Origin of the sequence: Stenotrophomonas maltophilia, assembly GCF_047782825.1 — a bacterium.
Taxonomy (GTDB): Bacteria; Pseudomonadota; Gammaproteobacteria; order Xanthomonadales; family Xanthomonadaceae; genus Stenotrophomonas.
In genome coordinates, this window is the sequence record NZ_CP180589.1 from 1,002,565 (window position 1) to 1,025,442 (window position 22,878).

Here is a 22,878-nt window from a genome sequence, read left to right on the forward strand (position 1 = left end):
AACAACAAAGGAACTCTGCTTTGAACAAGAACATGCGCATCCTGATCGTCGACGACTTCTCGACCATGCGTCGTATCGTCAAGAACCTGCTGGGCGATCTGGGCTTCACCAATACCGCCGAAGCCGAGGACGGGCATGCCGCGCTGTCGCTGCTGCAGAGCCAGCCGTTCGATTTCGTGGTCACCGACTGGAACATGCCGGTCATGACCGGCATCGAACTGCTCAAGGCCATCCGTGCCGATGCCAAGCTGAAGACCCTGCCGGTGCTGATGGTGACCGCCGAAGCCAAGCGCGAGCAGATCATCGAGGCGGCCCAGAACGGCGTCAACGGCTACATCATCAAGCCGTTCACCGCACAGACCCTGGAAGAAAAGCTGGGCAAGATCTTCGAACGCCTGGCGGCCAGCGCCTGATGGATACCACGGTCGACAGGAACGCCCTGGCCCTGCGCCTGCAGGAAGCCCTGGATGCACTGGAATCGGGCGATGAAACCGCCTGGCGCCAGCGCATCGACGGCCTGGTGGCCGCGCGCACGCAGCCGATGATGAGCGGCCTTTCGCGGCTGGCCCGCGAACTGGGCCAGGCGCTGGGCGAACTGCCGACCGTGCCCGATGAAGCCGGCGAGCTGGACGACGCCTGCGCGCGCCTGGACCACGTGGTGGCGATGACCGAACAGGCCACCCACCGCACCCTGGACCTGGCCGAGGAATGCCGCGCCCTGACCGAACAGCTGCGCGCCGACGGCCTGCAGCCGGGCCAGGACGCGCAGCTGGAGCGCATCCGCCACAACCTGACCGAGATCGCCCTGACCCAGAGCTACCAGGACCTGACCGGCCAGATCATCCGTCGCGTGGTTGGCATCGTCCGCCGCGTGCACGAAGGCTTCGGCGCACTCGGCCTGCCGCCGGAACAGCATCGCACCGACCCGGAACTGGCCGGGCCGGCACTGAAGGGACTGGACCGCCACGCGGTTTCGCAGAACGACGCCGACGACCTGTTGTCGGACCTGGGGCTGTAAGCATGAGCGCTGTATCCGACGACATCACCGCCGATTTCATCATCGAGGCGCAGGAGATCCTGGATCGCCTGGGCGAACAGCTGGTGTCGCTGGAACAGGCACCGCAGGACAACGAACAGCTCAACGCGGTATTCCGCGGCTACCACACGCTGAAGGGCGGCGCCGGCTTCCTCGGCATCACCGCCATGGTCGAGCTCTGCCATGCCGCCGAAGAGGCGCTGGGCGCCGCCCGTGCCGGCCAGGCCGTGCTGCAGGCGCACCACTTCGATGCGGCCCAGCAGTCGCTGGACTACCTGCAGTCGATGCTCGACGCGGTGTCCTCGGGCACCGAGCCGGGCTACGCGCCGCCGGACCTGATCGCCCAGTTCGACGTGCATGGCGGCAACGCCCCCGCCGCGGCGGCTGCCGCAGCCGCCACGCCAGCGGCCGGGGGTGACCTGATCACCGATGACGAGTTCGAGGCACTGCTCGACCAGCTGCACGGCGGCGGTGCCCCCACTGCGGTGGCACCGGCGAAGAAGGCCGACGACGGCCTGATCAGCGAAGACGAATTCGAAGCCCTGCTGGACCAGCTGCATGGGGGCGGCGTTCCCGGCGCCAAGCCTGCTGCTGCCGCGCCGGTGGTGGCTGCATCGGTCCCGGCCCCGCGCCCTGCGCCGCCGCCAGCCGCCAAGCCGGCCGCCGGCAAGCCCATGGCCGAAGCCGAACACACCGTGCGCGTGGACACCAAGCGCCTGGACGCCATCGTCAACCTGATCGGCGAACTGGTGCTGTCACGCAATCGCCTGAAGACCCTGCGCACCCGCCTGCGCGACGAGGAACTGGACCGCGCCGTCTCCACCCTGGACATCGCCACCGCGCGCCTGCAATCGGCGGTGATGCGCACCCGCATGCAGCCGGTGGGCAAGGTGTTCTCGCGCTTCCCCAAGGTGGCCCGCGACGTTGCCCGTTCGCTGAAGAAAGAAGTGGACCTGGAGCTGATCGGCGCCGAGACCGAGCTGGACCGCAACCTGGTCGAAGCGCTGGCCGACCCGCTGGTCCACCTGGTCCGCAACGCCATCGACCACGGCGTGGAAATGCCCGACCTGCGTGAAGCCCAGGGCAAGCCGCGGATGGGCCATGTGCGCCTGTCCGCACAGCAGGAAGGCGACTACGTCAGCATTGAAGTGCAGGACGATGGTGCCGGCATCGATCCGGAAAAGCTGCGCGCCAAGGCGCGCGAGAAGGGCCTGATCGATCCGGAAGCCGCCGCCCGCCTGAGCAGCGAGGAATGCCTGCACCTGGTGTTCCTGCCTGGCTTCTCCACCAAGCAGCAGGTCACCGATATTTCCGGCCGCGGCGTGGGCATGGACGTGGTGCAGTCACGCATCCGCGAACTGAGCGGCCAGATCCAGATCCAATCGGAACTGGGCCGCGGCAGCCGTTTCCTGATCCGCGTGCCGCTCACCCTGGCCATCCTGCCAACCCTGCTGGTGCAGGCCGGCGAGGATGTCTACGCCCTGCCGCTGGCCCGCGTGATGGAGGTCCTGCACGCCCCGCGCACCTCGCTGGGCTGGTTCGATGGCCGCGCCGTGCTGGACCGCCGTTCGCACACCCTGCCCCTGATCGATCTGCGCCAGTGGCTGGATGTGACGCCGGCCGCGTCCCCCCTGCTGACCATCGTGGTGCTGCAGGCCGGTGAAGCCCGCTTCGGCCTGGTCGTGGACCAGGTGCGCGGCCGCGAGGAAGTGGTGATCAAGCCGCTGCCCAAGGCCCTGCGCGGCCTGCGTGGCTATGCCGGGGCAACGCTCATCGGCGATGGCCGCATGGCCCTGATCCTGGACGTGGACGGCCTGCGCTGAAACCCCGCCGGGCATGGCCCGGCGCTACCGGATCGGGCCCAGCGCGGCAGCGCCGGGCCCTGCCCGGCGACCCGAAAACTGTGACTACCGTCTGTACACGATCTACCGGTGTCTCAAGTCCCATTCACACAAGCCGATACCGGACCCATGGATAGACTCAGCCTCATTGGACTCTTTCTCGCCCTGGCCTCGCTGGTCGGTGGCAGCATCCTCAAGGGCGCCGGCCTGGCCTCGCTGTGGTCGCCGGCCGCCTTCGTGATCGTGATCGTCGGCACCGTTGCCGCCATCCTGCTGCACACCGCCCCGGCGGTGTTCAAGCACGCCTTCAAGATCGTGCGCTGGGTCGTTCGCCCGCCGCACAGCGACCGCCGTGAACTGATCCAGCAGATCGTCGAGTGGAGCAACATCGCCCGCCGCCAGGGCCTGCTGGGCCTGGAATCGCAGGTGGACGCACAGCGCGACCCGTTCCTGCGCAAGGGCCTGCAGCTGCTGGTGGACGGCGTGGAACCCGAATCGATCCGGCACATGATGGAAATCGAGCTGGGCAGCCAGGAACACCAGGACCAGGCCGGCGCCAAGGTCTTCGAAGCGATGGGCATCTACGCACCCACCCTGGGCATCATCGGCGCCGTGCTGGGCCTGATCGCAGTGATGAAGAACCTGGCCGACCCCAGCAAGCTGGGCCACGGCATCGCCGCCGCGTTCACCGCCACCATCTATGGCATCGCCTCGGCCAACCTGCTGTTCCTGCCCATCGCCGCCAAGCTCAAGGGCGTGATCGCGCACAACTCGCGTGACCGCGAGATGGTCATCGAAGGCCTGATCTCCATCGCCCAGGGCGAGAACCCGCGCAACATCGAAACCAACCTTTCCGGCTTCCTGCACTGACATGGCCCGCCGCAAGCACCACGAAGAGCACGCCAATCACGAGGCATGGGCCATTCCCTATGCCGACCTGATGACGTTGCTGCTCGCCTTCTTCGTGGTCATGTACGCGATTTCCTCGGTGAACGAGGGCAAGTACCGGATCATGGCCGACGCCCTCACCGATGCCTTCGGTGGTGCGCCGCGCACCATCAACCCCGTGCAGGTGGGCAACAAGCAGGTGCAGGGTGGCGGCTGGGACAGTCCGTCGGTCATCAAGTCCGGCACCAAGATCGGCCCGTCCGCGCCCGCACCGTCGCACGACCCCACCCTGCTGCCATCGATGGCTTCGCAGATGCGCATGCCGGTGTCGGTGCACAACCAGGAACAGATCGCCCGTGCCGAGCGCCAGCTCAACAGCATCGCCGACCGCCTGACCGCCGCGCTGGCGCCGCTGATCGACCGCGGCATGATCAGCGTGCGCCGCACCGAGCTTTGGATCGAAGTGGAGATCAACAGCGACATCCTGTTCCCGACCGGCTCGGCCGCGCTGGACGTGCATGCCCGACAGACCCTGGCCAGCTTGGCCGAGGTGCTGCGCGACGTGCCCAACAGCGTGCGCGTGGAAGGCCACACCGACAACGTGCCGATCGCCACCGCTACCTTCCCGTCCAACTGGGAACTGTCGGCCGGCCGCGCGGCCAGCGTGGTGCATCTGTTCGCCGACCAGGGCGTACAGCCCTCGCGTCTGGCCATGGTCGGCTACGGCCAGTTCCGCCCGCGCGAAGAGAACGACAGCGCGCAGGGCCGCAACCGCAACCGCAGGGTGATGGTCATCATCCTGGCCGACACCAGCCATGCCGTCGATCCGCTGGGCGAGCGCCTGAATGCCGCCACCGGTGCCACCCGCACCGACCAGGCCGTGGCCAGCGGTGCAGCCTACAGCAGACCCGTTCCCTCCATCGCACCGGTGAAGTTGCCACCGGTGCCGGCTGGCAGCCGTGTCGGCGCCGCCGTTCCCCCGGCAATGAAGGAGTAAACCGATGCGCATCTGGGCAGTCGCCAACCAGAAGGGTGGAGTCGGCAAGACCACCACCACCCTCGCCCTCGGTCGCGGCTTGGCCGCACAGGGCCACCGCGTGCTGTTGATCGATCTGGATCCGCACGCTTCGCTCACCCGCGCCTTCGGCGTGCCGGTGGAGCCCCCGCCGGCCGGCGTGCTGGAACTGTTCGGCGCCCCTCCGGCCGAGCTGTCCGCGCTGAGCCACCCCAGCAGCATCGCCGGGCTGGACTATGTGTGCGCGCAGGCGTCGCTGGCCACGCTGGAACGGCGCAGCGCCAACCAACCCGGCCTGGGCCTGGCCCTTCAGAACGCACTGGCCCGCCACCAGGGCCAGCACGACTACATCCTGCTGGACTGCGCGCCCACCCTGGGCCTGCTGATGATCAACGCGCTGGCCGCGGCCGACCGCCTTATCATCCCCACCCAGGCCGAACCGCTGGCCCTGCACGGCCTGGACGGCATGGTCCGCACCGGCGAAATGGTCGAGCGTTCGCGCCGCCGCCCGCTGCCGATCTCGATCCTGCCGACCCTGTTCGACCGCCGTACCCGCGCCGGCAACGAATCGCTGCGCACCATGCAGGACCGCCACGGCGCCCGCGTGTGGGAAGACGCGATTCCAATCGATACGCGCATCAGCAATGCCGCCGGCCTGACCCTGCCCAGCGTGGGCGAGGACTACCCGGGCCGCGGCCTGGCCGCCTACCGTCGCGCCCTGAACTGGATCGTGGGCGAAGACGCGCGTGCACTGGAGCAGGCGGCATGAGCACCCCCGGCGTGCTGGACGACTATCTGGACGAACTGCTGGGCGAAGCCATCGCCCTGGCACCGCCGCCGGCACCGGTGGCCGCCGCACCGGCAGCGCCGGAGCGCGAGCCAACCTGGGATGACCTGCCCGCCGAGGTCATCTACGAAACAGGCGATGCCGCTGCGGTTAGCGCTACGGACGACGCCGCGTTGGAGGCTGCCTTCGACGCTGCCGTCACCCCGGTTGCTGCCGCCGAGCGCGAGCCGACCTGGGATGACCTGCCTGCCGAGGTCGTCTACGAAACCGGCGATGCCGTCGCGGTCACCGCTACGGACGACGCCGCGCTGGAGGCTGCCTTCGACGCTGCCGTCGCCCCAGTTGCCGCCGCCGAGCGCGAGCCGACCTGGGATGACCTGCCTGCCGAAGTCGTCTACGAAACCGGCGATGCCAGCCGCGCCGCGGCGCCCGAACCCGAACCCGCAATCGATCCGGCCGCAGCCAAGCCCACCTGGGATGACCTGCCGGACGAAGTGATTTACGAAACCGACAGCGCGGACAGTCAGCGCCTGGCCCACACCGACAGTCCGGCCCTGCAGGCCGCGTTCGAGGCCGCCGCCGTTGGCGAGAGCGTCCCCACCGCGCCGCCTGCCGCAGCCCCGGTTGCGCCGCGTCCGGCGCCTGCGCCTGCGCCCGCCCCCATCGCCCGCGCCGCCGTGGCGCCGCCGCCGCGCGTGACCGTCGATGCGCCCAGCGACAACCGGCCTGGCAGCTGGCAGGAACTGCAGGCCCAGGCCTACCAGCCCGCCAATGGCCGCAACCCGCAGAACCGCCGCGCCGGCGAACGCACCTCGCGCTGGCTGCGCCTGCGCTGCGGCACGCAGGCCTACGCACTGGAGCTGCTGAAGGTGCAGGAAGTGGTATTGCCGGTGCCGCTGCTGCCCCTGCGCGGCACCTCGGCGGCCATGCTGGGCATCATGAACCTGCGTGGCCAAGTGGTGCCGGTGATGGACCTGGGCATCCACCTGGGCGCCCCCACCGGTGAGGACGACGCACAGACCCGCATCGTGGTGCTGGAAGAAGATGGCGAAACCCTGGGCCTGCGCGTCTCGGCCGTGGAAGACGTGGCCAACCTGACCGACTCGCAGATCGAGCCGCCGGACACCGCCCGCATCTGCCAGATTTCCAACGAATTGTTCCGTGGCGTGGCCCGCATCAGCCAGCGGCCGATGATCCTGCTGGACGCGACCCGTTTGTTGGGGTGAGTCCCATCCACGCATGGCGTGGATCTACTGGACACGCGCACGCATGGCGTGGATCTACTGCCCTGATCGATTCAACCCTAAAGAACCCCCGCCGGGTGCCGTTATGGATCTCGGAACCGTTTGTCCGGAGCAACGATGAGCACTGTCGAACTGGGTGTGGATCTCGGCATTGAGAGCAGCACCGAGCTCAAGAACCGCCTTTCGCCCCTCGTGGCGGAAGCAGGCGAACTGACCCTGGATGCAAGCCAGGTCGGTCGCATCCACACGGCCAGCGTCCAGGTGCTGTGTGCGTTCGTGCAGGCACGCCGCGAGGCGGGCCTGGGCACCGGCTTCCACGGTTGCACCGCAACCTTCCGTGACGCCGCCCGCCTGTTGGGCGTCACCCAGGCACTGGGCCTGGACGTACCCCATGACAACCTGAAATCTGTGGAGAACGCTGCATGAGCGCACGTATCTTGGTGGTGGACGATTCGGCGTCGATGCGCCAGATGGTTTCCTTCGCCCTCACCTCGGCCGGTTTTGCCGTCGAAGAAGCTGAAGACGGCGCGGTCGCGCTCGGTCGCGCCAAGGGCCAGCGCTTCAACGCGGTGGTAACCGACGTCAACATGCCGAACATGGATGGCATCAGCCTGATCCGCGAGCTGCGCCAGCTGCCGGATTACAAGTTCACCCCCATGCTGATGCTGACCACCGAATCGGCCGCGGACAAGAAGTCCGAAGGCAAGGCCGCCGGTGCCACCGGCTGGCTGGTCAAGCCGTTCAACCCCGAACAGCTGGTCGCCACCGTACAGAAGGTGCTGGGCTGATCGCCCTGCACCCCTGAACCGCCCCTTCCCCACGTTTCCGGATTGCCTCTGCCATGAGCATGGACCTGCAACGCTTCCACGCCACCTTCTTCGAGGAGAGCCGCGAAGGCCTCGACGCGATGGAGGCCGGCCTGCTGGCCCTGGAATCGGGGCAACAGGATCCGGAAATCATCAACTCGGTGTTCCGCGCCGCCCACTCCATCAAGGGCGGTGCCGGCACCTTCGGCTTCGATACGATCGCCGGCCTGACCCACGTGCTGGAAACGCTGCTCGATGAGCTGCGCGCCGGCAAGCGGGCCCTGGAAGCAACCGCCGTGGACGCCATGCTGTCCTCGGTGGACGTGCTGCGCGCCCTGCTGCGCGAAGCCGAACACGGTCAGGCAGCCGATCCGGCCGCCGTGGCTGCGGTGAAGGCGCGCCTGGAAGCGGTGCTGTCCGGCCAGGCGGCCGCCAGCGCTCCGGCCGCGGCTGCGGCCAAGGTCGACGACACGCCTGAAGCCTGGCAGATCGGCTTCACCCCGGCGCCGTCGCTGTTCATGAGCGGCAACGATCCGCTGCGCATCATCCGCGAACTGGAACACCTGGGTTCGCTGCAGGTGGCCGCGCGCATGGAGCGCCTGCCGGGCTTCGCCCAGCTGGATCCGCTGGAAGCACACCTGGCCTGGGATCTGGGCCTGGTCGGCAAGGTGCCGCGCAGCAAGATCGAAGACACCTTCGCCTGGGTGCTGGACGACTGCGAACTGGACATCCGTCCGGCCGCACCGCCAAGCCTGGCCACCCAGGCTCCGGCGGCACCCGCCGCTTCCACGCCTGCTGCCGCTGCTGCGCCCGCCGCAGCAGCTGCCAGCGGCGGCACCAGCCAGGAAGCGGAAACCTCCATCCGCGTCAGCGTCGACAAGGTCGACGCGCTGATCAACCTGGTCGGCGAACTGGTCATCACCCAGGCCATGCTCAAGCAGGTCTCGCACGCACTGGACCCGGTCCACGCCGAAAGCCTGTTCGCCGGCTTGGACCTGCTTGAACGCAATACCCGCGATCTGCAGGAAGCGGTGATCGGCGTGCGCATGCTGCCGGTGGACGCGGTGTTCCGCCGCTTCCCGCGTCTGGTCCGCGATCTGTCCAGCCGCCTCGGCAAGCAGGTCCGCCTGCGCACCGTGGGCGAAGGCACCGAACTGGACAAGGGCCTGATCGAGAAGATCGCCGATCCGCTGGTCCACCTGGTCCGCAACTCGATCGACCACGGCCTGGAAATGCCCGACATCCGTCGCGATGCCGGCAAGGACGAAACCGGCACGATCACCCTGGCCGCGTCGCACCAGGGCGGCCACATCGTCATCGAAGTCAGCGACGATGGCCGCGGCCTGAACCGCGAAAAGATCCTGGCCAAGGCCCACGAGCGCGGTCTGAGCGTACCGGACAACCCGACCGACTCGCAGGTCTGGGACCTGATCTTCCAGCCCGGCTTCTCCACCGCCGATGCGGTCACCGACCTGTCCGGCCGTGGCGTGGGCATGGACGTGGTCCGCCGCAACATCCAGGCGCTGGGCGGCGAAGTACAGATTGAAAGCAGCCTGGGCGCGGGCACCCGCACCCTCATTCGCCTGCCGCTCACCCTGGCCATCCTGGATGGCATGACCGTGGCGGTAGCCGGCGAAACCCTGATCCTGCCGCTGGCCTACGTGCTGGAGGCGCTGCAGCCGCAGGCCGAGGACATCCGCAGCATGGCCGGCGAAGGCCGCGTGCTGCGCGTGCGCGGCGAATACCTGCCCATCCTGTCGTTGAGTGAGTACTACGGCTACGGCGCCCGCGAAGCCAACAGCGAATCGCTGGTGGTGGTGGTTGAAGGTGATGGCCAGAAGATCGCCCTGGAAGTGGACGAGCTGGTCGGCCAGCAGCAGGTCGTGGTGAAGAACATCGAGAACAACTACCGGCGTATCGGTGGTGTGTCCGGTGCCACCATCCTGGGCGATGGCCGCGTCGCCCTCATCGTCGACATCGGCGGCCTGGTGCGCTCGCTGCGCGTGCCGCAGGCCGCCTAATTCTCCACGCCGGGTTGCACCCCCGACCGCCGCCCTCCGGGGCGGCGGTCTTCGTTTGCGCGCAACTGCGCCTACGGGGTCAGATCGCTTTGCGGTGCAAAGGGATCCGACCCCGACACGACCAGCCTCCCCTCCGGGGTCAGATCCCTTTGCCCGGGAAAGGGCTCTGACCCCATCGCTGAACCCACCGCCCGATCACGCACTGTGATCCCGGTCGTGAAGGCAGTTTCCGGCGCAACCACCGCAGCCAGCGAAAGCGCTCGCACTGCAACGCTTTCGCCGATTCAGCCCTACGCCTGCGAATGTGACATCCGTCCATAAAGTCCGCGCGAACCACGCCGCTATCTGGCTTTGACGGCAGTCACCGAACCCCCACCGGCACGACCGTTCCCCTCTGCAACCCGCACAGCCCGCGCCCGCGCGCCGGCCCTCTGCCCACCTGGAGCACCCTGCATGAAGTGGTTCCACGATCTGCCCATCGCCCGCAAGCTGGCCGTGGGGTTCACCCTGACAACCCTGATGACCGTCGTCCTGGGCGTGTTCGCCCTGGTCCGCCTGTCTGAATCCAACGCCCAACTGGGTGCCATGGCGACCAACGACATTCCCTCGGTGCAGTACCTGGGCGAGGTGCGCTCGCAGCTGGGTGAATTCCGCACCTACGAACTGGCCCAGATCAGCATGCTGGACCAGCCGGAAAAGGTGGCCGACTACAACAAGCGCATGAACGACACCGCTGCGGTCGTGCGCGAACAGCTGGCGGCCTATGCGAAGCTGCCCGCCGGCGACAAGGAACGCGAGCTCTACAAGGCTGTACAGGCCGACGTGGACGGCTACTTCGTTGCCAACGGCAAACTGCGCGAAGCAGCCACGGCCGGCGACGGCGCGCTGGCCCGGCAGATCTCCGATGAGCAGTCGCGCCCGCTGCGCCGCAAGGCCTTCGAGGACCTCAAGGCCCTCGGTGCCTACAGCAACTCGCTGATGCAGGCCAAGATCGACGCCGCCAATGCGACCCACCGCACCAGCGTCATCGCCATCATCAGCTGCATCGTGCTGCTGTCGCTGCTGGCAGCCGCGCTGGCCATCGTCATCTCGCGCGCCGTCACCGGTCCGCTGGGCAAGGCCCTGAACGCCATCCAGGCCGTCGCCCGCGGCGACCTGAGCGTGTCCACCCAGGCCACCAGCAAGGACGAAGCCGGCCGCATGCTGACCGCCACCAGCGACATGACCAGCATGCTGCGCCGCTTCTCCGACCAGACCCAGCTGATGGCGCAGATGCATGCCGGCCCGGACATCAGCCACCGCATCCCCGAAGATTTCCCAGGCGTCTACGGCCAGCTGGCCGGCGGCATCAACACCGTCATCTTCGAACATCTCGATTCGATCCGCGATGCCATCGACGTGCTGAACCAGTACGCGGTCGGCAACCTGGCCCCGGACGCACGCCGCCTGCCGGGCAGCCGCGCGATCCTGCATGAATCGATGGATGCGGCCAAGGCCAGCCTGCTGGCCATCAACACGCAGATCCAGCAGCTGGCCAGCGCTGCCGCTGCCGGCGACTTCAGCCAGCGCGGCGATGCCGGCCGCTTCCAGCATGACTTCAAGGTCATGATCGAACAGCTGAACTCGATGATGCAGGTGGCCGACGGCAACCTGGGCCAGCTCTCCAAGCTGTTGCAGGCCATCGCCGAAGGCGACCTGACCGCCCGCATGGACGGCCAGTTCCACGGCGTGTTCGCCCGCATGCGCGACGATGCCAACACCACCGTCGCCCAACTGACCCAGATCGTGGGCCAGATCCAGGCCAGCGCCGGCAGCATCACCCTGGCGGCCGGTGAGATCGCATCGGGCAACAGCGATCTGTCGCGCCGCACCGAGCAGCAGGCCGCCAACCTGGAAGAAACCGCCGCATCGATGGAGGAACTGACCTCCACCGTCAAGCAGAACGCCGAGCACGCCCGCCAGGCCAACCAGCTGGCCATCGGCGCCCACGGCGTCGCTTCGCAGGGCGGTGACGTGGTCGGCCAGGTGGTCACCACCATGTCGGCCATCGAAGCGTCTTCGAAGAAGATCGCCGAGATCATCTCGGTCATCGACGGCATCGCCTTCCAGACCAACATCCTGGCCCTGAACGCTGCGGTGGAAGCGGCCCGTGCCGGTGAACAGGGTCGCGGCTTCGCCGTGGTCGCCAGCGAAGTCCGCACCCTGGCCCAGCGCTCCGCCGCTGCCGCCAAGGAGATCAAGGGCCTGATCGACGATTCGGTCGGCAAGGTCGCCGAAGGCTCCAGCCTGGTCCACCAGGCCGGCAGCACCATGGGCGAGATCGTCGCCTCGGTGCAGCGCGTGACCGACATCATGGCCGAGATTTCCGCGGCCTCGCAGGAACAGTCGGCCGGCATCGAGCAGGTCAACCAGACCGTGGTGCAGATGGACGAAACCACCCAGCAGAACGCCGCACTGGTGGAAGAAGCCACCGCCGCTGCACGGGCAATGGAAGAGCAGGCTGCTCAGCTGGGCGAAGCCGTGGCCCGCTTCCGCCTGGCCTCGCCGGGCCTGACGGCCCCGGCACCGCGGGCCCCCGTCGCCACCCCGGCGGCCCGCCCTGCTGCCCCCGCCGCCGCACCCGCGCCGGTGCGTGCACGCAAGCCGGTCGCCCAGCCCGCCTTCGCCGGTGAGGGTGACTGGCAGGAGTTCTAAGCCGCCGGTGTCACATCGAAGGGCCCGGTTGCACGCGACCGGGCCCTTCAGGCAGCTCCACAGGAAAGAGGCGCCCTCACGCCTCTGAAGTATTTATTTAATTCTCCTTCAGGTTAAGCCGGTTCGCGCCGCTAAGGGAAAACGCCCCCTCAGCAGGCACACCCATGTCCGCCAGCGTCGATTCGAACCTGACACCGGTTCCCCGCTGGTCCGCACTGGCCGGCGTGCTGCTGCTGGCCACGTGGCTGGGCTGGACCTTGCCCGCGCTGTGGCTGCAGGAGCGCGGCAACGCCACCGCCACACACGACTGGAATCCCGCGCAGCTGCTCGCGCAGATCCCGCCGGCCGTCCTGGCCGCCAGCGCCGACCACCCCGTGCTGCTGCGCCAACCCGCCCATTGCCCCTGCGCGCCCGCCAGCGTGGCGCCGCATGGCGTGGCCACGCGCAACAGCCGCCTGGCCCTGCCCTTCGACTGGCTGGTGCTGCACGACCGGCGCCTGGTCTATGCCGGGCCCGCCATGCTCGGCCCCGGCTGTGGCAGCACCTCCCTGGCCGCGACCGCCCTGGTCACCCAGCTCCTGCGCGGACCGCAGGCGCCGGTGATTCTTTCCACCCCATGCCCATGCCTCAAGGAGTAGCGCATGCACGCACCACCCCGACCCACCGCTGCATTGGCCGGTCACGAAACCCTGCCGTTCCTGCGCGCCATGGCCGCCAGCGCTGACCGCCTGTTCCTGGCCGTCACCGCCGGCCTGGTGCTGGTGTCGCTGGGCCTGGCGCTGCGCAGCGGCCAGTGGACGCCCTGGCTGGCCGTGGCCCTGCCGGCGCTGCTGGTCACCGCCTTGCAGGTGCATGGCCTGGCCGGCAGCCGGCTCAGTCGCTGCACCATCGCCCTGGCCTGGATGGTGCTGTCGGCCACGCTCATCCACCAGACCCACGGGCAGCTGGAAACCCACTTCACCGTCATCGTGCTGATCGCCCTGCTGCTGTACTACCGCGACTGGCTGCCGATCATCGTCGCGGCCGCCGCCATCGCCGTGCACCACGCGCTGTTCTTCGCGCTGCAGGCGCGCGGCCTGCCCTACCCGGTGTTCGCCGCCGGCAGCGGGCTGGGCGTGCTTGCCCTGCATGCGCTGTACGTGGTGGTCGAAGCCGGCCTGCTGTCGGTCATGGCCGTACAGATGCGCAGGCAGCTGCTGCTGCTCGGCCACGACCCGCAGCAGCTGGCCCAGCTGGCCCACGGCCTGGCCGAAGACCAGCCGCTGCCGGAAGCGCTGCAGGCCGCGCAGTTCCCGCGCGACTCGCTGGCTGCCGCACTGGTACAGACCGGCAACCAGCTGCTGCAGCGGCGCGCCCGCGAACAGGCCGCCAGTGGTGAATCGCTGCGCATCCGCACCGCCCTGGACGATGTCACCACCCACGTGATGATCGCCGACCGCGACCGCAACATCGTCTTCGTCAACCGGCCGCTGCAGAAGATGCTGGCCGCCGCAGAAGCCGACCTGCGCCGCGACCTGCCGCAGTTCAGTGCCGCCGACCTGATTGGCCGCAACATCGACATCTTCCACCGCAACCCGGCGCACCAGGCGGCCCTGCTGGATCACCTGACCGGCACCTACCGCGCGCAGATCCGAGTGGGCGGCCGCAGCATGCGCCTGATCGTCAACCCGGTCATCGGCGATGACGGCCAGCGCCATGGCTTCGTGGTCGAGTGGGCCGACCGCACCACCGAACTGCAGGTGGAAGAGGAACTGGGCCGCATCGTCGAAGCCGCCGCGCTGGGTGACTTCGCCAGCCGCGTTGACACCGTGGGCAAGGAAGGCTTCTTCCTGCAGCTGGCCGAGCGCCTCAATGGCCTGCTCGATGCCAACGCAGGCAGCATCGAACAGATCTCGCAGCTGCTGTCGGCGCTGTCCCGCGGCGACCTGACCGCACACATGGAAGGCGACTTCCACGGCGTCTACGCACGCATCCGCGATGATGCGAACACGACCACCGCCCAGCTCACCGGCATCGTCGGCAGCATCCAGTCCGCCTCCAGCCGCCTGACCGCCCGCGCCGCCAGCCTGTCGCAGGGCAACGGCCACCTGGCCACGCGCACCGAACAGCAGGCCGCCAGCCTGGAAGAAACCGCGGCGACCATGGAAGAGCTGACCGCCACCGTGCGGCAGAACGCCGAGCATGCGCGCCAGGCCAACCAGCTGGCCATCGGCGCAGCCGATGTCGCCGGCGAGGGCGGCGCGGTGGTCGGCCAGGTGGTCACCACCATGTCGGCCATCGAAGCGTCTTCGAAGAAGATCGCCGAGATCATCTCGGTCATCGATGGCATCGCCTTCCAGACCAACATCCTGGCGTTGAACGCGGCGGTGGAAGCGGCCCGCGCCGGCGAACAGGGGCGCGGTTTCGCCGTGGTCGCCAGTGAAGTGCGCACCCTGGCCCAGCGCTCCGCGGCGGCGGCCAAGGAGATCAAGGGCCTCATCGACGACTCGGTGGGCAAGGTCAACGAGGGTTCCAGCCTGGTCCACCAGGCCGGCACCACCATGGGGCAGATCGTGCAGGCCGTGCAGCAGGTCAACCAGATCATGGGTGAGATCTCGGCCGCATCGCAGGAACAGAGCGCCGGCATCGAACAGGTCAACCAGAGCATCGCGCAGATGGATGCCGGCACCCGCCAGAATGCGGCGCTGGTGGAGGATTCCACCCACGCCACCCAGGACATGGCCGCCCAGGCGGCGCTGCTGGCCGAAGCGGTGGCGCGGTTCCATCTGCATGAGGGCGATGGCAACCCGGCGGTGATGCAGCGCGTGCGGCAGATCGCCGGGATCGACAACTGATAGAGTCAGGTCCGCTCGGCTGCGCGTGCTACATATTCCCGCACAGCAGCCGATATCCCCTTCGAGCCGCGCGCCAAAGCGTGCTGGCGCCCGCCCTTGAACCAAGATTCCATGTCCGACGGCCACGACACTGATCTGCACGATGCTCACGCGGCCAACGCCGCCGACGAACGCTTTCTGGTCCGCAATCCCCGCCAGTTGCGCCAGCTGCTGCGGTCGCTGATCGACCAGCGTTCACTGATCAACGCCCATATCGACGGCCGCGACCGCTCCTTCCCCACCGCTCTGCTGGACCTGGACGAAGACGAGGACAGCCTGCTGCTGGATGGCAGCCTGCAGGAAGCCTCCAACCGCGCCGCCGAACAGGCCGACCACCTGCTCTGCTTCGCCCAGCTGGAACGGGTGCTGGTGCGCTTCAGCCTGCGTGACCTGCACCGGGTGGACAACGATGGCCACGTGGCCTTCCGCGCCCCGCTTCCCGAAGAGCTGGTGCACCTGCAGCGGCGCGAACTGTACCGGCTGGAGACGCCCATCACCGACTCCCCGCAGCTGACCCTGCCGGCCGGCGAAGCCGGCGCCGAGGCACTGTCGATGCGCGTGGTGGATATCAGCGGCGGCGGGCTGGCGGTCACCGTCCCCACCGACTGCGCCCTTTTCAGCCTGCAGAAGCGCTATGCCGCCGTGCTGTCCATGCCCGATGGCCCGGACCTGCAGATCAGCCTGGTGGTGTGCAACTCGCTGCCGCAGCGCCAGCCCAACGGCATCGAGGTCAAGCGCATCGGCATGCGCTTCGACGACCTGCCCCGCGGCGGCGACAGCGCCATCCAGCGCTACATCTTCCGCATCGACCGCCAGCGCAAGGCCCGCCAGAACGGCGAGATGTAAGGGTGGTGCCGGCCGCCGGCCGGCAACCCCGCGACCCTGCGCGGCCCGCACATCCTCGCCATGCCCGGCGCGACCGGCAGATCCACGCCATGCGCAGCGCGAACAGTAGATCCACGCCATGCGTGGATGGTCCACCTAAAGTCCCGACCCACGGGGCCGATATCGAGCCTGACACCGGGACTTCCGGCAGACCAGGACCCCTCGATGAACGAAAAGACCAGCTCCACCGCCAGTGCCGGTGGCGAATTCCTCAGCTTCACCCTCGGTGCCGAGCACTACGGCGTGGACATCCTCAAGGTGCAGGAAATCCGCGGCTACGACGCGGTCACCCGCGTGCCGGACGCCCCGGACTACATCAAGGGCGTGATCAACCTGCGCGGCACCATCGTCCCGGTCATCGACCTGCGCCTGAAGCTGCGCCTGGAAAACGCGCGCTATGACGCCTTCACCGTGATGATCGTGCTGAACGTGGAAGACCGCGTGGTCGGCATCGTGGTGGACAGCGTCTCCGACGTGATCCCGCTGTCCGGCGAACAGATCCGCCCGACCCCGGAATTCGGTGCCGCCGTCGATACCCGCTTCATCTCCGGCATCGGTACCCACGACGACCGCATGCTGATCCTGCTGGACATCGAGACCCTGCTGGACAGCGCCGACATGGGCCAGACCCACGTGGTCGAGGACGTCGCTGCCTGACCAGGCGGACTTTCCTCACGTTTCCGTTACCGAACCCTTCAGTTCCCCGCGGCGCTGCCGATAGGGGGACAGGAACCCGGTCGCGCAGGAGCGCGCAGGACCGGATCGACCATCACAATCCCCGGAGAATCACCCCGATGAAGTCCCTGCTTGCGTTCGTTTCGGCCGCCGTCCTGGCCACCACCGCCTCTTCCGCCTTCGCGCAGTCGGCCGAGATGATCCCGCCGGAAATGGCCCCGCGTTCGGTCGGCAAGGACGGCATGGTCTGCGGCAAGGTCGAAAAGGCGCGTTACGCAGAAGGTTCCGAAGGTCAGCCGACCTTCCTGTACATGGGCGGTGCCTTCCCGCGCCATACCTTCTCGGCCCGCATCGCCGGCGAGAACCGCGGCAAGTTCAACTTCCCGCTGGAAACCCTGGAAGGCAAGACCGTGTGCGTGATCGGCAAGATCCAGCGCGACGCCTCGCGCGCTGAAATCGAAGTCAGCTCGCCGGCAAGCCTGAAGCTGGCCAACATCAAGTAATCCGCTGTCCACCACACCACGCCGGCCACTGCGCCGGCGTGGCTGCTGCAACCGGGCCCGACGCCCGGACGCGTCTGCCTGAGGAGATCGCAACGCCCATGTCGTGGATCAACAACCTGAAACTGATGCCGAAGCTGATGCTGACCTTCGGCGTCATCCTGCTGGTGATGGTGCTGCAGGGCATCGTTGCCTATCGTGGCCTGCATTCGCTGAACAACGTCACCACGGACCTGGCCGGTTCACGCATGGAAAGCATCCGCCTGGCCGGCGAGATGCGCGGCATGCTGGGTGAATACCGCAACAGCGCCTACCAGCAGCTGATCCGCGCCAGCGACGACGTCAAGGCCGACGCACGCAAGCAGGCCGCCGAGCTGCGCACCAGCATGGATTCGTCCATCAAGGGCTATCCGAAACTGGTCGACAACGCACAGCAGAAGAAGCTGTTCGAAACCTTCGCCGCTGACTGGAAGGCCGCACTGGCCTCCTATGACAGCGTCACTGAAATGCTGGAGCTGGACCTGCCGGACGACGCCATCGATACCTTCGTTGGTGAAACCCGCACCAAGCACCGCAAGGCGGCCGCTGCGCTGGAAGCGCTGATCGCCGAAGACAACCGCCTGGCCCGCGCATCGCGCGAGGAAGCGGCCTCCACCTATTCGGCCTCGGCCGTGCTGACCGTCATCGCCCTGCTGGGCGGCGCCGCGCTGGGGCTGGTGCTGGTGTGGCTGTTCGCCCGCGCCCTGGTGGGCAGCGTGCGTGGCGCCGTGTCGGTGGCCAACGACGTGGCTGGCGGCAAGCTCGATGGCCATATCGATGTCAGCCGCCAGGACGAAGTGGGCGAGCTGATGCAGTCCATGCAGCGCATGCAGCGCGACCTGCGCGAGCGCATCGAGACCGATGCCGCCATCGCCCGCGAGAACCTGCGCATCCGTACCGCCCTGGACTACAGCTCCACCGGCGTGTACCTGACCGACCCGAACAACACCATCGTCTACAGCAACCGCGCCTTGCAGCAGACCCTGGCCCAGTACCAGGACGAGGTGCGCCGCGACCTGCCCGACTTCGATGCGCAGGCATCGCTGGTCGGCAAGCCGGTGACCGTGCTCGAACACCGTGGCGAAATGGACACCACCCTGGTCGCCAACCTGAAGGCCCACGGCGTGGCCCGCCGCCCGATGCAGTACGGCGACGCGCAGTTCGCCCAGGTGGCCTCGACCATCCGCAACGACGCCGGCGACACGGTCGGCTACGTGGTGGAATGGCGCGACCGCACCCAGGAAGCCCAGGTTGAAGCCGAAGTGGCCCGCGTGATCGCCCAGGCCGCCGCCGGTGACCTGTCCGGCCGCATCGATTCCGCTGGCAAGGAAGGCTTCTTCCTGCAGCTGGCCCAGCAGATCAACGGCCTGCTGGACGCCAACGCCGGCAGCATCGAGCAGATCTCCGGCCTGCTGGCCGCGCTGTCGCAGGGTGACCTGACCGTGCGCATGCACGGTGATTACCAGGGCGTGTTCGCCCGCATGCGGGACGACGCCAACGCCACCGCCGCGCAGCTGAGCGAGATCGTCACCCGCATCAAGCAGTCCAGCCGCGCGATCAGCTCGGCCGCCGGTGAAATCGCCGCCGGCAACAGCGACCTGTCGCGCCGAACCGAGCAGCAGGCTGCCAACCTGGAAGAGACCGCGGCATCGATGGAAGAGCTGACCTCGACCGTCCGCCAGAACGCCGAGCACGCCCGCCAAGCCAACCAGCTGGCCATCGGCGCCCACGGCGTCGCCTCGCAGGGCGGTGATGTGGTCGGCCAGGTGGTCACCACCATGTCGGCCATCGAAGCGTCTTCGAAGAAGATTGCCGAGATCATCAGCGTCATCGACGGCATCGCCTTCCAGACCAACATCCTGGCCCTGAACGCTGCGGTGGAAGCCGCCCGCGCCGGTGAGCAGGGTCGTGGTTTCGCCGTGGTCGCCAGCGAAGTGCGCACCCTGGCCCAGCGCTCCGCCGCTGCCGCCAAGGAGATCAAGGGCCTGATCGACGATTCGGTCGGCAAGGTCAACGACGGCTCGGCACTGGTGCACAAGGCCGGCGCGACCATGGGCGAGATCGTCGCCTCGGTGCAGCGCGTGACCGACATCATGGCCGAGATCTCTGCCGCCTCGCAGGAACAGTCGGCCGGCATCGAACAGGTCAACCAGACCGTGGTGCAGATGGACGAAACCACCCAGCAGAACGCCGCGCTGGTGGAAGAAGCCACTGCTGCCGCACGTTCGATGGAAGAACAGGCCGGTCACCTGAGCGAAGCGGTGTCGATCTTCGTGGTGGACGAAGCCGAAGCCGTGGTTGCCCCGCGCGCCCCGGCCCCGCGTGCTGCTGCCCCGGCGCAGGCGCACGCCCCGGCCCCGGCGTCGCCGCCGGCACGCCGCAGCACCGGTGGTCGCCCGATGGCAGCGGAGCTGGCGGACGGAGACTGGCAGGAGTTCTGAGTCCTGCGGCTGCACGCATTGAAGACGCCCTGGCCCCGTGCCGGGGCGTTTTCGTTTACGGGGTTTCCGGGTTCCCTAGGTTCTCCAGGGTCCCAGCCAACGGCGAAGCCCCTCGGGGTGGTCGAGAAAGGCGCTGGCTATTGAGGTTGGCCGGGTGGGTGGGCCGCGCGGGGGACGCTGCAAGTACGTCCCTGTAAGCTCGTAGGCGCCATCCGTGGCGCCTGCGCCCCCGCGCAACCCACCCACCCGGCCCCGGACAGTTTCCTGCGCGTCCACCCCGGATTGAAGAAAGAAGAGCAAAAGCAGCACCTGCATCGCTCACGGGGTCAGATCCGTTTTCCGCAGGAAAAACGGATCTGACCCCTCTTTCCGTCCCGATGACAACAACGCTTTTGCCGTCCGACGACGTGAAGCCTTGGCGGGTCGGGTTGGGGTAGGCAGGCAGGACCGCAGGCGCCATGGGCCCGAGGCATGCCTCGGGCGGGTTGGGCAGGATGCCCAACCCCGGTCTTGCCGTGTGCGCAGGACAGCGCAAACGAGCAAGGCGCCTACGAGCCCCCATGGATGGGTTTACGGCGTGTCCTGCCTGCCTACCCCGACCCGGCCAATCCATGGCAATGCAGCGCCATGAACTGCTGTTGCTGTTGCTGTCGCCTTGGCTTCAAAACAGCCTGCCGCAGGCAGCGCCGCAGCCGCCGCTGCAAGGAAACCTGAATAGGTTCGAAGAGCGCACCTCAATCCCCCGCTCCTCCGGCCGATAACGGTCTTGTCACGGCTCGTCCCGCCGCGACCGGCTTGCGCCGCCCGCCTGCCTTCACCCTGGTCCCGCTTGATGAACCTCCTGCATCGCTGGCAACACTACTTCAGCAACCTCTCCGTCCGGCGCAAGCTCAACCTGCTGACGCTGCTGATTGCGATCGGCGTCATCGCGCTGTCTGTGGTTGCCGCCCGCATGCAGTACCTGGACCTGAACGAGACCCGCAAGGCCTCCCTGAAGACCCAGGTCGAACTGACCTACGGCATCCTCGATCACTACCACGGGCTGGCCGCCAGCGGCGAACTGACCGAAGAGGCCGCACGCCAGGCCGCACTGGACGCACTGGCGCGCATGCGTGCCGACAATGACACCTACTACTACAGCGTATACGACACCCAGTACCGCGTCCTCATGCATCCCTTCCGCAAGGACCTCATCGGCAAGGACATGAAGGACTTCCGTTCAGAGGACGGCGTGCAGCTCTTCCATGACCTGGTCGAAGTGGCCCGTGCCGGTGGCGGCGTGGTGTCCTACAAATGGGCCAAGGCCAACGCTGAAGGCCTGTACGACAAGGCGTCCTATGCCGGGCTGTTCGCGCCCTGGCAGTGGGTCATCAGCAGTGGCGTCTACATGGAAGACGTGCAGCGCCAGGCCCTGGTGTTCACCGCCATCATGACCGCCACCGGCGGCGCGGTGGTGCTGATCGTGCTGGCGCTGAGCTGGCTCATCGGCAACCGCATCGCCCGCCCACTGAAGCAGGCCACCGCCGTCGCCGAGGGCATCGCCCACGGCAAGCTGGACAGCCACATCGGCCCGCAGCCGCACGACGAAACCGGCCGCCTGCTGGAGGCCATGTCCGGCATGCAGCAGCAGTTGCATGCGGTCATCAGCGGCCAGCGTGAAATGGCCCGCCGCCACGATGGCGGCGAGCTGAGCTACCGCATCGATGCCAGCGCCTTCCCCGGCGAATACGGACTGATGGTGCAGGAAACCAATGCCCTGGTCGGCAGCCACGTGCAGACCCTGCACGATGTGCTGGACGTGGTGCAGCAGTACGCGGTGGGCGACCTGAGCCGCGACATCGCGCGCTACCCGGGTGAGAAGGCCGTCATGACCACCACCGTGGACACGGTCAAGGCCAACCTCGGCCGCATCAATGCCGAAATCAAGCAGCTGGCCGGTGCCGCCGCCGCCGGCGACTTCAGCCGCCGTGGCGATGCCCAGCGCTTCGACCACGATTTCCGCCTGATGCTGGAAAACCTCAATGCCATGATGGCGGTCAGCGATGACAACCTCGGCAAGTTGTCGCAGCTGCTGTCGGCCATCGCCGAAGGTGACCTGACCACACGCATGCACGGCGACTACCAGGGCGTGTTCGCCCGCATGCGCGACGATGCCAACAGCACCGTCAGCCAGCTGACCCAGATCGTCGGCCAGATCCAGACCAGCGCATCCAGCATCACCCTGGCGGCCGGCGAAATCGCGTCCGGCAACAGCGACCTGTCGCGCCGTACCGAACAGCAGGCCGCCAACCTGGAAGAAACCGCCGCATCGATGGAGGAACTGACCTCCACCGTGCGCCAGAACGCCGAGCACGCCCGCCAGGCCAACCAGCTGGCCATCGGCGCGCAGGGGGTTGCCTCGCAGGGCGGTGAAGTGGTCAGCCAGGTGGTCACCACCATGTCGGCCATCCAGGCCTCGTCGAAGAAGATCGCCGAGATCATCTCGGTCATCGACGGCATCGCCTTCCAGACCAACATCCTGGCCCTGAACGCTGCGGTGGAAGCCGCCCGTGCCGGCGAGCAGGGTCGCGGCTTCGCCGTGGTCGCCAGCGAAGTGCGCACCCTCGCCCAGCGCTCCGCTGCGGCCGCCAAGGAAATCAAGGGCCTCATCGACGATTCGGTCGGCAAGGTCGCCGAAGGCTCCAGCCTGGTCCACCAGGCCGGCAGCACCATGGGCGAGATCGTCGCCTCGGTGCAGCGTGTCACCGACATCATGGCCGAGATCTCCGCCGCCTCGCAGGAACAGTCGGCAGGCATCGAACAGGTCAACCAGACCGTCGTGCAGATGGACGAAACCACCCAGCAGAACGCCGCGCTGGTGGAGGAAGCCACCGCCGCTGCACGGGCGATGGAAGACCAGGCCGCGCAGCTGGCCGATGCGGTGGCGATCTTCCGCCTGGACAACCAGGTGGCGGCCGCCGTGAAGGCGGTGACCGCGCGCGTCGAACCGGCCGCCGTGGCCGCAGTGCGTCGCCCGCAGCCCGCCGCGCCCGCGCCCGCTCGCCGTCCCAGCGCCACCTCCAGCTCCAGCTTCGTCGCCCCCAGCGACGGCGACTGGCAGGAATTCTGATCCCGGCGGCGGCTTCGGCCGCTG

Annotated in this window: 18 protein-coding genes; all 18 read left to right on the top strand. The window is 67.9% G+C overall.

Going from position 1 to position 22,878, the window contains the following annotated elements:
• Positions 1 to 20: 20 nt before the first annotated feature.
• The 18 genes from cheY to ACM2ZB_RS04715 all read left to right on the top strand — a co-directional run bounded on the left by cheY (position 21) and on the right by ACM2ZB_RS04715 (position 22,854).
• Entirely contained in the window at positions 21 to 413 is a 393-nt protein-coding gene (cheY, locus tag ACM2ZB_RS04630) for a chemotaxis response regulator CheY (protein WP_005413247.1), read from the top strand.
• Entirely contained in the window at positions 413 to 1,018 is a 606-nt protein-coding gene (locus tag ACM2ZB_RS04635; RefSeq protein ID WP_416057632.1) for a protein phosphatase CheZ, read from the top strand. The genes cheY and ACM2ZB_RS04635 overlap by 1 nt, the downstream gene beginning before the upstream one ends.
• 2 nt (positions 1,019 to 1,020) lie before the next feature.
• Positions 1,021 to 2,859 (top strand): chemotaxis protein CheA, encoded by a 1,839-nt coding sequence (locus ACM2ZB_RS04640; RefSeq protein WP_416057633.1) that lies wholly within the window; start codon positions 1,021 to 1,023, stop codon positions 2,857 to 2,859.
• Between the two features lie 147 nt (positions 2,860 to 3,006).
• Positions 3,007 to 3,747 (top strand): flagellar motor protein, encoded by a 741-nt coding sequence (locus tag ACM2ZB_RS04645; RefSeq protein ID WP_313440290.1) that lies wholly within the window; start codon positions 3,007 to 3,009, stop codon positions 3,745 to 3,747.
• A 1-nt stretch (position 3,748) separates the two neighbouring features.
• Positions 3,749 to 4,762: a flagellar motor protein MotD gene (gene motD / locus ACM2ZB_RS04650; protein ID WP_416057634.1), complete on the top strand. Its 1,014-nt coding sequence runs from the start codon at positions 3,749 to 3,751 to the stop codon at positions 4,760 to 4,762.
• Between the two features lie 4 nt (positions 4,763 to 4,766).
• Positions 4,767 to 5,549, top strand: a complete 783-nt coding sequence (locus tag ACM2ZB_RS04655) for a ParA family protein (protein ID WP_313440288.1) — start codon at positions 4,767 to 4,769, stop codon at positions 5,547 to 5,549.
• Positions 5,546 to 6,793: a chemotaxis protein CheW gene (locus tag ACM2ZB_RS04660; protein WP_416057635.1), complete on the top strand. Its 1,248-nt coding sequence runs from the start codon at positions 5,546 to 5,548 to the stop codon at positions 6,791 to 6,793. Before ACM2ZB_RS04655 ends, ACM2ZB_RS04660 begins: the two co-directional genes overlap by 4 nt.
• A 135-nt stretch (positions 6,794 to 6,928) precedes the next feature.
• Positions 6,929 to 7,237, top strand: a complete 309-nt coding sequence (locus tag ACM2ZB_RS04665) for an STAS domain-containing protein (protein ID WP_313440284.1) — start codon at positions 6,929 to 6,931, stop codon at positions 7,235 to 7,237.
• Positions 7,234 to 7,599: a response regulator gene (locus ACM2ZB_RS04670; RefSeq protein WP_070207889.1), complete on the top strand. Its 366-nt coding sequence runs from the start codon at positions 7,234 to 7,236 to the stop codon at positions 7,597 to 7,599. The genes ACM2ZB_RS04665 and ACM2ZB_RS04670 overlap by 4 nt, the downstream gene beginning before the upstream one ends.
• 53 nt (positions 7,600 to 7,652) lie before the next feature.
• Entirely contained in the window at positions 7,653 to 9,638 is a 1,986-nt protein-coding gene (locus ACM2ZB_RS04675) for a chemotaxis protein CheA (RefSeq protein ID WP_416057636.1), read from the top strand.
• A 453-nt stretch (positions 9,639 to 10,091) separates the two neighbouring features.
• Positions 10,092 to 12,332, top strand: coding sequence for a methyl-accepting chemotaxis protein (locus ACM2ZB_RS04680; protein WP_416057637.1), 2,241 nt, complete (start codon positions 10,092 to 10,094; stop codon positions 12,330 to 12,332).
• Between the two features lie 164 nt (positions 12,333 to 12,496).
• Entirely contained in the window at positions 12,497 to 12,970 is a 474-nt protein-coding gene (locus ACM2ZB_RS04685) for a hypothetical protein (protein ID WP_416057638.1), read from the top strand.
• A gap of 3 nt (positions 12,971 to 12,973) precedes the next feature.
• Positions 12,974 to 15,166: a methyl-accepting chemotaxis protein gene (locus ACM2ZB_RS04690; RefSeq protein ID WP_416057639.1), complete on the top strand. Its 2,193-nt coding sequence runs from the start codon at positions 12,974 to 12,976 to the stop codon at positions 15,164 to 15,166.
• A gap of 111 nt (positions 15,167 to 15,277) precedes the next feature.
• Positions 15,278 to 16,051 (top strand): flagellar brake protein, encoded by a 774-nt coding sequence (locus ACM2ZB_RS04695; protein WP_313440486.1) that lies wholly within the window; start codon positions 15,278 to 15,280, stop codon positions 16,049 to 16,051.
• A 204-nt stretch (positions 16,052 to 16,255) separates the two neighbouring features.
• Positions 16,256 to 16,747 (top strand): chemotaxis protein CheW, encoded by a 492-nt coding sequence (locus ACM2ZB_RS04700; protein ID WP_416057640.1) that lies wholly within the window; start codon positions 16,256 to 16,258, stop codon positions 16,745 to 16,747.
• 137 nt (positions 16,748 to 16,884) lie between these two features.
• Positions 16,885 to 17,268: a hypothetical protein gene (locus tag ACM2ZB_RS04705; RefSeq protein WP_313440272.1), complete on the top strand. Its 384-nt coding sequence runs from the start codon at positions 16,885 to 16,887 to the stop codon at positions 17,266 to 17,268.
• A 98-nt stretch (positions 17,269 to 17,366) separates the two neighbouring features.
• A complete protein-coding gene (locus tag ACM2ZB_RS04710) occupies positions 17,367 to 19,745 on the top strand; it encodes a methyl-accepting chemotaxis protein (RefSeq protein WP_313440270.1) in 2,379 nt (792 codons plus the stop codon).
• A gap of 832 nt (positions 19,746 to 20,577) precedes the next feature.
• On the top strand, positions 20,578 to 22,854 hold the full coding sequence (locus ACM2ZB_RS04715) for a methyl-accepting chemotaxis protein (RefSeq protein ID WP_416057641.1): 2,277 nt from the start codon (positions 20,578 to 20,580) through the stop codon (positions 22,852 to 22,854).
• The last annotated feature ends 24 nt before the right edge of the window (positions 22,855 to 22,878 follow it).

Bases quoted from the DNA above. Each gene is read 5' to 3' on its own strand.
- ACM2ZB_RS04660 (WP_416057635.1), top strand. From the start codon at position 5,546: ATGAGCACCCCCGGCGTGCTGGACGACTATCTGGACGAACTGCTGGGC.
- ACM2ZB_RS04705 (WP_313440272.1), top strand. From the start codon at position 16,885: ATGAAGTCCCTGCTTGCGTTCGTTTCGGCCGCCGTCCTGGCCACCACC.
- ACM2ZB_RS04700 (WP_416057640.1), top strand. From the start codon at position 16,256: ATGAACGAAAAGACCAGCTCCACCGCCAGTGCCGGTGGCGAATTCCTC.
- ACM2ZB_RS04675 (WP_416057636.1), top strand. From the start codon at position 7,653: ATGAGCATGGACCTGCAACGCTTCCACGCCACCTTCTTCGAGGAGAGC.
- ACM2ZB_RS04710 (WP_313440270.1), top strand. From the start codon at position 17,367: ATGTCGTGGATCAACAACCTGAAACTGATGCCGAAGCTGATGCTGACC.
- ACM2ZB_RS04655 (WP_313440288.1), top strand. From the start codon at position 4,767: ATGCGCATCTGGGCAGTCGCCAACCAGAAGGGTGGAGTCGGCAAGACC.
- ACM2ZB_RS04640 (WP_416057633.1), top strand. From the start codon at position 1,021: ATGAGCGCTGTATCCGACGACATCACCGCCGATTTCATCATCGAGGCG.
- ACM2ZB_RS04670 (WP_070207889.1), top strand. From the start codon at position 7,234: ATGAGCGCACGTATCTTGGTGGTGGACGATTCGGCGTCGATGCGCCAG.
- ACM2ZB_RS04690 (WP_416057639.1), top strand. From the start codon at position 12,974: ATGCACGCACCACCCCGACCCACCGCTGCATTGGCCGGTCACGAAACC.
- ACM2ZB_RS04685 (WP_416057638.1), top strand. From the start codon at position 12,497: ATGTCCGCCAGCGTCGATTCGAACCTGACACCGGTTCCCCGCTGGTCC.
- ACM2ZB_RS04695 (WP_313440486.1), top strand. From the start codon at position 15,278: ATGTCCGACGGCCACGACACTGATCTGCACGATGCTCACGCGGCCAAC.
- ACM2ZB_RS04715 (WP_416057641.1), top strand. From the start codon at position 20,578: ATGAACCTCCTGCATCGCTGGCAACACTACTTCAGCAACCTCTCCGTC.
- ACM2ZB_RS04645 (WP_313440290.1), top strand. From the start codon at position 3,007: ATGGATAGACTCAGCCTCATTGGACTCTTTCTCGCCCTGGCCTCGCTG.
- ACM2ZB_RS04665 (WP_313440284.1), top strand. From the start codon at position 6,929: ATGAGCACTGTCGAACTGGGTGTGGATCTCGGCATTGAGAGCAGCACC.
- ACM2ZB_RS04680 (WP_416057637.1), top strand. From the start codon at position 10,092: ATGAAGTGGTTCCACGATCTGCCCATCGCCCGCAAGCTGGCCGTGGGG.
- ACM2ZB_RS04635 (WP_416057632.1), top strand. From the start codon at position 413: ATGGATACCACGGTCGACAGGAACGCCCTGGCCCTGCGCCTGCAGGAA.
- motD (WP_416057634.1), top strand. From the start codon at position 3,749: ATGGCCCGCCGCAAGCACCACGAAGAGCACGCCAATCACGAGGCATGG.